Annotated in this window: 12 protein-coding genes; 8 read left to right on the forward strand and 4 right to left on the reverse strand. The window is 41.0% G+C overall.

Features of this window, described 5'->3' with window-relative positions:
* Positions 1-169 precede the first annotated feature (169 nt).
* On the reverse strand, positions 170-874 hold the full coding sequence (locus GX348_03620; GenBank protein ID NLP41276.1) for a DUF421 domain-containing protein: 705 nt from the start codon (positions 872-874) through the stop codon (positions 170-172).
* A gap of 185 nt (positions 875-1,059) precedes the next feature.
* Between GX348_03620 and GX348_03625 the strand changes: the two genes are divergently transcribed.
* Positions 1,060-2,190 (forward strand): metallophosphoesterase, encoded by a 1,131-nt coding sequence (locus GX348_03625; GenBank protein NLP41277.1) that lies wholly within the window; start codon positions 1,060-1,062, stop codon positions 2,188-2,190.
* Positions 2,191-2,392: 202 nt separating this feature from the next.
* Positions 2,393-2,608 (forward strand): hypothetical protein, encoded by a 216-nt coding sequence (locus GX348_03630; GenBank protein ID NLP41278.1) that lies wholly within the window; start codon positions 2,393-2,395, stop codon positions 2,606-2,608.
* Positions 2,609-3,102: 494 nt separating this feature from the next.
* Here the strand turns inward: GX348_03630 and GX348_03635 are convergent, their stop codons facing one another.
* Both GX348_03635 and GX348_03640 read right to left on the reverse strand, forming a co-directional pair.
* Positions 3,103-3,459, reverse strand: coding sequence for a hypothetical protein (locus tag GX348_03635; protein NLP41279.1), 357 nt, complete (start codon positions 3,457-3,459; stop codon positions 3,103-3,105).
* A gap of 122 nt (positions 3,460-3,581) precedes the next feature.
* Positions 3,582-3,782 (reverse strand): hypothetical protein, encoded by a 201-nt coding sequence (locus GX348_03640; protein NLP41280.1) that lies wholly within the window; start codon positions 3,780-3,782, stop codon positions 3,582-3,584.
* A gap of 771 nt (positions 3,783-4,553) precedes the next feature.
* On the opposite strand from GX348_03640, the gene GX348_03645 reads away from it, so the two are divergent.
* The 3 genes from GX348_03645 (at position 4,554) to GX348_03655 (ending at position 6,435) form a co-directional block, all read left to right on the forward strand.
* The gene (locus GX348_03645; GenBank protein NLP41281.1) at positions 4,554-5,480 is read left to right on the forward strand and encodes a hypothetical protein; all 927 of its coding nucleotides are present in this window, start codon (positions 4,554-4,556) and stop codon (positions 5,478-5,480) included.
* Positions 5,481-5,652: 172 nt separating this feature from the next.
* A complete protein-coding gene (locus GX348_03650) occupies positions 5,653-6,195 on the forward strand; it encodes a hypothetical protein (protein ID NLP41282.1) in 543 nt (180 codons plus the stop codon).
* Between the two features lie 87 nt (positions 6,196-6,282).
* Positions 6,283-6,435, forward strand: coding sequence for a hypothetical protein (locus GX348_03655; GenBank protein ID NLP41283.1), 153 nt, complete (start codon positions 6,283-6,285; stop codon positions 6,433-6,435).
* Positions 6,436-6,595: 160 nt separating this feature from the next.
* Here the strand turns inward: GX348_03655 and GX348_03660 are convergent, their stop codons facing one another.
* On the reverse strand, positions 6,596-7,225 hold the full coding sequence (locus GX348_03660; GenBank protein NLP41284.1) for a flavodoxin family protein: 630 nt from the start codon (positions 7,223-7,225) through the stop codon (positions 6,596-6,598).
* Positions 7,226-7,391: 166 nt separating this feature from the next.
* On the opposite strand from GX348_03660, the gene GX348_03665 reads away from it, so the two are divergent.
* From GX348_03665 to GX348_03675, 3 genes are all read left to right on the forward strand, one after another.
* The gene (locus tag GX348_03665) at positions 7,392-7,748 is read left to right on the forward strand and encodes a helix-turn-helix transcriptional regulator (GenBank protein ID NLP41285.1); all 357 of its coding nucleotides are present in this window, start codon (positions 7,392-7,394) and stop codon (positions 7,746-7,748) included.
* Positions 7,749-7,864: 116 nt separating this feature from the next.
* Positions 7,865-8,200 (forward strand): hypothetical protein, encoded by a 336-nt coding sequence (locus GX348_03670; protein ID NLP41286.1) that lies wholly within the window; start codon positions 7,865-7,867, stop codon positions 8,198-8,200.
* A gap of 67 nt (positions 8,201-8,267) precedes the next feature.
* Positions 8,268-8,654: a hypothetical protein gene (locus GX348_03675; GenBank protein NLP41287.1), complete on the forward strand. Its 387-nt coding sequence runs from the start codon at positions 8,268-8,270 to the stop codon at positions 8,652-8,654.
* The last annotated feature ends 132 nt before the right edge of the window (positions 8,655-8,786 follow it).

Consider the following 8,786-nt stretch of genomic DNA (forward strand, 5'->3'; position numbering starts at 1 on the left):
GAAACAGGGGGACAGGTCAGTTGTTTCATGGTGGGCGTAATGGCTAGGTGCTCTAAAAGCAATTACCTAAAGAGAAATAGCTAAACAGCATACATCGCAATAAGTCAATAGTGAAACAAGGTCCCTGTCCCCGTGTTACGCTGTCCCCGTGTTACGTATTCTTTCACTCTTAAAGAGTATCATCTCTCTTGTCTAAGTATAATTTGCCGTCGGGAGTAATCATAGCCAAAGTTACTTCTTGCCAATTGGATACACCTAAATTGCTTAACTGAATTTTGAGCTGCTCTAGCGTTAATCCGCTAAGGGCTAAACCATGTTCAATAATTTCACCGTCGATTATAATTTCCGTCCCGGCAAGAACGCCTGCTGGCGTCTGGTGGGGTTTTTGAATAGCAAAATCTTTGATGGAAGGAGTTTGATATTCCGGTTTTTTTAATACGCTTAGTTGACCGTCCGACTCAATTAACGCTATTTCCACTTGAGCAGGGTCAAACGTACCCTGCTCCCGCAGCATTTCCAAAAGATCATTGACATTGTAATAGCGTTTTTTTAGATTGTTCTCTAAGATTTTACCTCTGTAAATTACAAGCAGCGGCTCGGCTTCAATTAGTTTTCTGGCAGGTACGAAATTTAGTGTTAGCATATTAATAGCTAGAATCCATATAACTGAAACAGCTAGGGCTACCAGGCCATTACGGATACTAAATTCTTCGTTGGTAATCACAGAACCCCCAATATGCCCGATAACTAGGCCAATTACAAAATCATAGAAAGTCAGCTCGGATAAGGTTCTTCGACCTAATATTCTTGTAACTAAAAGAAGAGAAAGTAACATTACTAAAGTCCGAATAATTACTCCAAGATCATCGAACATTTACTATCACCTCTGAAATATTCTCGGGTGCAGGGACATTGTTTCAATAAGCGACGAAGGGAACAGGACGCTTATCACCGCGGGTCGCGCAACGGTGAGATGGCTTCCACATAGTATGCATGATATTTGCGTTTTTAATTTTTACGATGTAGTATGAAAGGTGATTATCTTTTTAGGGGGCAAACATGGGATTCCTTCTAACTTTTGCCGTTGTCTATGGCCTAGCTAATCTGTACATAGGCAATCGTTTTTTTTATTGGCTAAAAACAATAGTGACCATTCCGCAACAGGTTTATTGGATTGTATTTATATTAGCCGCTGCCGCCCCGATTATCTCACGTGTATTGGCACGGACTGGTGTCGGTAAGGCAGAAAGCTTATTTATTGTTGGTGATTGGTGGTTAGCCGTAACATATTGGTCTGTGCTGCTGTGGCTTATCGTAGATATTATCAAAATCGCTGATAAGCGACTAGGCTTCTTATCGGCCGTAGCTAAAGACACAACTAACCAGGGGTATGTAGTTATATTTATCCTCTTGGGAATGTTAGTTTATGGTGCTTGGAATGCGCAAAATCCAGTAGTAACTCGTTATGATATATCAATCAATAAAAAAGCCGCAGGAATGAATAATTTAAAGATTGTTTTAGTGTCGGACATCCATATGGGCCGAGTCGTTGGAACGGATCGTGTGGAACGATTGGCAGAATCCCTAAATCAATTGAACCCGGATATTGTCTTATATGCTGGCGATCAAATTGATGATGACGTTGAATATGTAGCGAAAAATAATATTGCAGAACCACTTCGAAATGTAAAGGCTCGTTTTGGGTCATATGCAGTTCTCGGCAACCATGAATATATCGGCGGACAACCAGCTCTAGCAGTTTCACTACTAAAAAATAACGGTATTACTGTCCTTCAAGATCAATGGATTAAAATTGGTGATGCTATTTATATTGTCGGTCGTGATGATGTTTCGGCTGCCCGATATGCTGCCAGAGGAACAAAGACACTTGCTGAGATAATGAAAGATATTGATAGAAAGCAAACAATAATACTAATGGATCATCAGCCATCACGACTTAATGAAGCAGTTCAACAAGGTGTTGATCTTCAAGTATCTGGCCATACTCACAGGGGACAGTTTTCCCCCAATAATATAATCACTCAACGAATATATGAACAAGATTGGGGCTATCTGAAAAAAGATGCTTATCAACTGATTGTGTCGTGCGGCTATGGTACATGGGGACCGCCAATAAGACTTGGCAATCAACCAGAGATTGTCGAAATTAATATCGCCTTCGATGATTGAGATAACAAATAAGGTATTATCTATATATCAAGATATGATAGCGCAAATAGCAAGCATCGCAAGAAGGACTAGTGAAACAAAAGCCCTGTCCCCGTGTTCCATGAGTAAACTAATGAAATTTATTTTTAATTGATATTCTAGCAGGGAAACATTACATTTTGGCGAAAGTTCGTTATAAAAATAGCGAAGGGGAGATGTGCTTTTGAGTAATATGGCAACAGAATCAGGTGAAATTCTGTGGATGAGTAATGATGGTAAAGAAGTCATTACAAAAGTCTCTGGTACCTATCATTTTGTGGATAGAACAGGAAAGCCATACTCAATGGGGAACTCTCTGCTTATGCTGAAAGAAATGCTGAAACAATCGTGCAGAACCGACATAGTTCAAGAGCTGAGATTGAGAAATATAGTGTTTTAGTTAATGGCCGGCGCCCTGTAGGGCGCTTTCTTTTTTATCCGGACTCCCAGCGGGTCGTTGACCTAATCGGGAGTTATTTTAATAATTGGGCATCTAATTTAGCCATAGCCTTTTTTATCACTCATTTACTCCCTACAGCTCTCTAAATTGACTTTGCAAGATTTGTTAAATAGGAGTAAACTAAAAGTGCCTTATATTATGTCAATCGCTAGTTTCGTTATTTTCTTGTATTTATTCTGTTCGTAGCATATTTGTTAAGTAACGAATAGAATTATGGTAAAGAAGGGGATGATATCGTGGAAGCAATTAAAATCGGAGGAGCCGCTATAGTTTTTATCGCAGCCTCTTTATTTGTGTTAAACTTAATTCATTTATCCGGAGCAATTTAATAATTAAAGATAAAGCGACAACATATATGGCGAAGAAAAAACACCACCCATTTTTTGGATGGTGTTTTTTCTTTTGCTTTATAACAGGTGGCGGTTTACTACCATCTAATGAGCACCCCAAGGTGCATTATCCTGATTGAGAAGCTGTTCGACCTGCTGATAAAGCCCCTCGCCATCTGAAATCTTATCAGATTCCTTGACTATTGAGGCGACAAATTCATTAACACCGTCTGCACAGAAGGCCGGTACCTCCATGCCGGTGGTCAGCATAGAATCTGTATCCTCTTCTTTTATTAATTCGAATACTACATCAGGCACTTGCTTTTCACCAGCACTAAAATGGGAAAGGTTGCTCCCGTCTTCCTCAAAAACTTTTACACTATTGAGATAGACCTTAACATATTCAATATTTTCATCTCTTTCTACCTGATAGCAGCCATGCTTGCCGCAAAAATCTTTCATGTTATCTCCCTCCGAATGGTTTAATGGTAGTATTGCCGGAGATAGCAGCAAATAATTATTAATTCTGATAACAAATATGATGCAAGGGCGGCATTATTGGCCTTGTAAACGGACGATTAACGCTAGGAATTTTCTAGTTTGCTAATTCGCCGTTCGAAATCGTCCAGACGCTTATTCAAAGCAGCTTTTTCTTTACTTTCTTCTAATTCTTCTTTTTTTGTGCAGCGCTGACTTAATAGCTCGACTCCTAAAGCTAAAATGTCGCCCAAAAGAGCAAAAATGATCGATAAAACTACTATTCTATCTATATCATCACATTTCATACTTGCAGCTCCTATTAATATGCTACTGCAGTTTATGTATGAATCAAGGCATAGGTTCCGAAAAGACTGAGGATAGGACTGGCAAAATTAAAAAGCCAGCCATGAAACAGCCGGCTTTAACGGTCAAAAATGCTGGGTAGAATGTTTTGGCGGATCAATTTTATGGACTTCTTTATTGTCTTGTGCGTTCGGGTTTGGTTGAACGCCGGTTGTACCAGTCTTGTACTTAGGCTGATTAGTTTTCAATAATAACACCTCCTAACCGGTAGCTTTAGCAAAATCGAGGTTTTAATACGAATATTGCAACTTGCGGTATAGTAACACATAGCCGATGCCTAACTATTATGTAACATTAGTAAAAAGGCTTGCATACTGTATAGTAAAAGAGGTAAGGAGTTCCTATTATGAGGAGAAAATATTTTTACGTATACCCATGCGCGACTTGCAAGTATCGCTACAAATGCTGTTCAAGTCCTTATTATAAAAGTGCTAATTCCAGTCACCAAAATAATCCCAATAGCGGGCAATTCATTTTTTTCCCTGAGCTTTTAACAGAAGTATCCTTCCAAACGCTTTTTCCCGAGCTAAGTTTTTACCCTTAGCTAGAGCCTTTAAGGCTCTTTTTTATTTTTCGACCGTTTAGGTTGTCAAAAGAAATCGAAGCAACATATGGAAATTCAATAAATAGGAAATAATTCTTAAAAATGGAAGGAAATTTAGCAGAAGTGTGTAATATTATCTTAATATTTGGCTTATGGAAGGTGAGATAAAATGAAGAGAGTGGTTTCAATCTTAGTGGTGATCCTTTTTGCAACGCTCATAGCAATGCCGCCGCAGACTGTTGAAGCAGCCGACACCGGAGGATTGCGGTATACCGTTACAGTATCCAAATTTGAAAACAGAGCAGGCTGGTCAGGTCGTTGGGACATAGGCAATGCTTGGGGTATAATCATGACAGATATATTGAACCAGACAGGCCGGTTTATTGTCCTGGGCGAGACCGACATGCGGAATGCGGCTATGGACGAACAGGACTTTGCAGCTTCAGGCCGCACTGTGCAGGGTGCTAAAACCCCAGTTATCGGCCAGATGACACCGGCGCAGATTCTAGTTAAAGGTGCTATTACTCATGTACAAGACGATACATCCGGCGGACATGGCGGAGTTAGTATTCGCGGTTTTTCCCTTGGCGGGGGTAATTCTAAGTCAGAAGTAAATGTTACTATGTATATGGTGGATTCAACTACCGGCCAGGTTTTAGCTTCTACAAGCGTTGTCGGTAGATCCAATAAGTCACACGGCGGTATAGGATATTCGGGGCGCGGCTGGTCGGCGGGCGGCGGCGGCTTTAAGAATGATAACGTTGGTAAAGCTGTCGAATCTGCTGTACAGCAAGGTGTTGACTGGATGATAAAACAGCTGCCGAACATTCCATGGAGCGGTTCGGTTGTTATGACGAGAGATGGCAAGGTGTATATTAATCGCGGTGCTCGGGAAGGAGTAGTAGCAGGACAGGAATTTGTAGTTGGTTACTCCGATATAATTCGCGACCCCGATACCGGTGAAGTTCTTGACGAGGTTATTGAAGAAGTAGCTAGAATTAGAGTAACCAGCGCAAAAGAGAGGCTCTCAATTTGTAATGTCATAAGCGGGGATAGTTACGCCATCGATAAAGGTATGAAGGTTAGCGTACCTTAACCAACCACCTAGAGTAAAACCTATAAAGTACCGTGCAGCCGTTGCGTTGTACGGTATTTTTGGTTGGCACTTAGTTTCCTAATGCACAAGTTTGGGATAGTAAAGCAGGAAAGAATAGCGGCTTGGTAGAAGAACAAGGGAACATTTTATGGAGAAAAAGGTGGTAAGCAGCTTGAGTAATGACCGTAATATTGGAGAACTTCCTAGTCTAAAGGTCGCAGTAATTGTTGGCTCGATAACTACAGCGGCCAGCGTTCTGGCTTATCAACTAGGTATGAAAGATTTGCTGCTTATAGCGACTACAATGCTACTAAACGCGGCACTATTAGGTAATCGAACTGGTATCCCCCATGGCGGAAAAATGGCTGCGTTATATTCTTTGCCGCTTGCAATTGGAGCTTATCTGCTCACACTAGGCCCTAGAAATTCTATTAGTACGATTCAAGTGATACTAGATTCATTATATGGGTCTTCTTATGGCTTAGCTCTGGGTATTGCGCTGGCCTTATTGTTTAAAAGCAAAGTGCGTCTTCTGTCACTGGCCATTGGCGGGGTAACAGGCTACTTTATGGCTTCAATGCTTTTTTATGCGACTCAGTTTATCATCGATCTGGGAGTACTAGCGCTGCTGCTTTATAATGTGACAGGCTGTGTTGTAATGTTAAAGAGTGCAGCATTTATCGAAGAAAGCGTTTTCAAAAGTATAAGCAAGTAATAAAGGAGCACTAGTTTAGTGCTCCTTTAATGCAAAATGTCACCTTTTTCTGTCAACTGAATAGGATGGCAGTAGGAGGTGGTATTGGTGAATGAAGATCTAAAAAATAAAATTAATGAAACAGGCAGTAAAATTGATGACAAGGTTGAAGAAACGTCCGAAAAATACGGGATACCAAAGTGGGTAGTATGGGTTGGTGCGGCTATTGCAGTCAGCGCGATCATTAAAGTAATATTTTAATGTAGGCGGCCGTGGCCGCCTACATAGAAGTGTAATAATTACCTTATAAATGAGACTTGATTCAGATGGGGTTTTAACCCCATCTGAATCTTAGGCGAATTATCCATGGATTAGCTGTTCTTTACTCCCCATAGAGGACGGGAGTATTAGAACAGATTAATCAGCGGATAAAGTTTGTAAAGATCTTTTTCTCGGCAGGAGGAGCTTCTACTTGAGGCTTCCCGGCGGCCAATACTTTTAATAGCCAAGCCATATTTTTCCCTAAAATCCGCATGATTTGCTGACCTTCGGCATCTTGAGCTACTTCGCCGGGGGCAGTTCCGTGGGCTACATTCCAGTAGTTTGAGCCAGGCATAATCATCTCGGCATAGTTAATGTAATGGTTTAATCCATCAAAGGTTGGGATCCCGCCTGACCGGCGTACAGCAACAACGCTGGCGCCTACTTTGTGGCGGAGAAGGTCGGCGGCACTAGCTACATAAAAGGCGCGATCTAAGAAAGATTTCATAGTGCCGGCAATCCCGGAATAATGAACAGGCGAGCCTAAAAGAATCCCGTCCGCGTTTTTCATGGCTTGTATCCAATCATTTACTTCATCGTTTATTACGCAGCGTTCATTTTTGTTTTTTCTGCACATTCCGCAGGCAACGCAGCCGCGGATTGCTTTATCTCCGACTTGGATAAGCTCGAACTCAATATTTTCTCGCTCTAATTCGGCTCCAACCAACATTAGACTCTTGTAGGTATTTCCCTCTCGGCGCGGACTTCCGTTAAAGGCGACAACTTTCATGCAATAACCTCCTTGTTTAGTAAAAATCCTTAATACAGGATTTTTAATGTTTGCACATAATATATATTATAAAACTTACCAATACAAGTACGCACTTTTTTGTAATTATACTTACCAAAAGGTAAGGAATTTGCGGCAATATGTTTCCGCCTGAAAGGAATAAATCATGCTTACTATCGATAACCAAAATTATATCTGTAGTCTGGACTACGCTGTCAGTCTTATCAAAGGGAAATGGAAAGCGGTAATAATCTGCCATCTTAATGACCAATCTTATCGTTTTTTGGAGCTGCAGCGTAAATTGCCCGGCATAAGCGAGAAGGTCTTAACAGAAAAGCTGCGCGAACTCGAGAATGATGGTCTGGTCGAGCGGATTTCATACCCCGAAATACCGCCGCGTGTTGAATATAGGCTAACACCATTTGGCCTTAGGCTGTTTAAGGTATTATATTCATTACAGCTTTGGGGTGAAGAATATATTGCGGGAAAGCTAAAAAACGTGAAAACAACCGTAGGCCACTAACGACTCCTTAGACCATGCTAATTTTACTGCCGGCCTACCAAGAGTTAAAGATACACGAATAACTAGCAACCCAAATTCATATTTATGTACAAACATATGGGTTTGGGGGTGTCGTGATGGCTATCGAAACTCTAATTCAATACTTGAAAGACGGAAATAAGAGAACGAATATCCGGTTTGCGCAGGGGCTTATCAACAAGACAACAATTAGCTCTTTGGAAGAACTGGGCAATAACTTACTGTGCATCCATACCGGTGAGGGGCATCAGGTGAAAATAGATATTTCATTGTTCAAACGGGTTTGTTTTGACTCAACAGTTTATGATGCAACAAATAAGGAAGAGATGAAACTCTGTCTTGAATACCTGCGCCATTTTGATCGTTTCAACGCATATCTGCAAGATACAAATGGCGATTATATTTTAGAGTTCCTATACATATCTAATACCTAATTAATGTAGTATTTCCTCACTGAAGGGGCAATATATTTTATAGAGACTTAAGCAGGGGGGAATGGCGATGGATTTAGATAAATTGATTAAGGAGGACTTTGTCCGGTTTCGCGAAAAAGTTATCGACGGTGTTAAAGCAAGGCATCCCCATATCTTTACAGCGGTTAACACAATGTTGTCCAGTAAAGAAAATAAAATTGGGTTGCAGGTACTAGAGTCTGGAAATATTGCAGGAGAATATACTATAACCCTAAAAGGAGTCCGTATTGCCAGTGTTGATAGCGGAAAGCTCCTATCGGAGATTCACCATCCAATGTTCGGCGTGATTAGGCCTTACTTAGTGATCGAACGAAGTCATCTAGAGCAGATAATTAAGGATGAAGGGTTTTTCAATGACCTTTCGGCAACAGCTCCTAAGTATCTACCTGGTTTAACAATCAAATTCATGCCTTAGAGCGTCTTTAGCCGCCGAGCCGCCTTTGAGCGGATTGCTAAAGCATGGCTAGAATGCCCACCTGCCGGTTGCAGGTTTCGACTATAAAGAAATGTCATTGTGGGCTGCTTAAAACAACAAGGGACTTACCAA

It is taken from the genome of Veillonellaceae bacterium, assembly GCA_012523975.1.
Classification (GTDB): Bacteria; Bacillota; Negativicutes; order JAAYSF01; family JAAYSF01; genus JAAYSF01.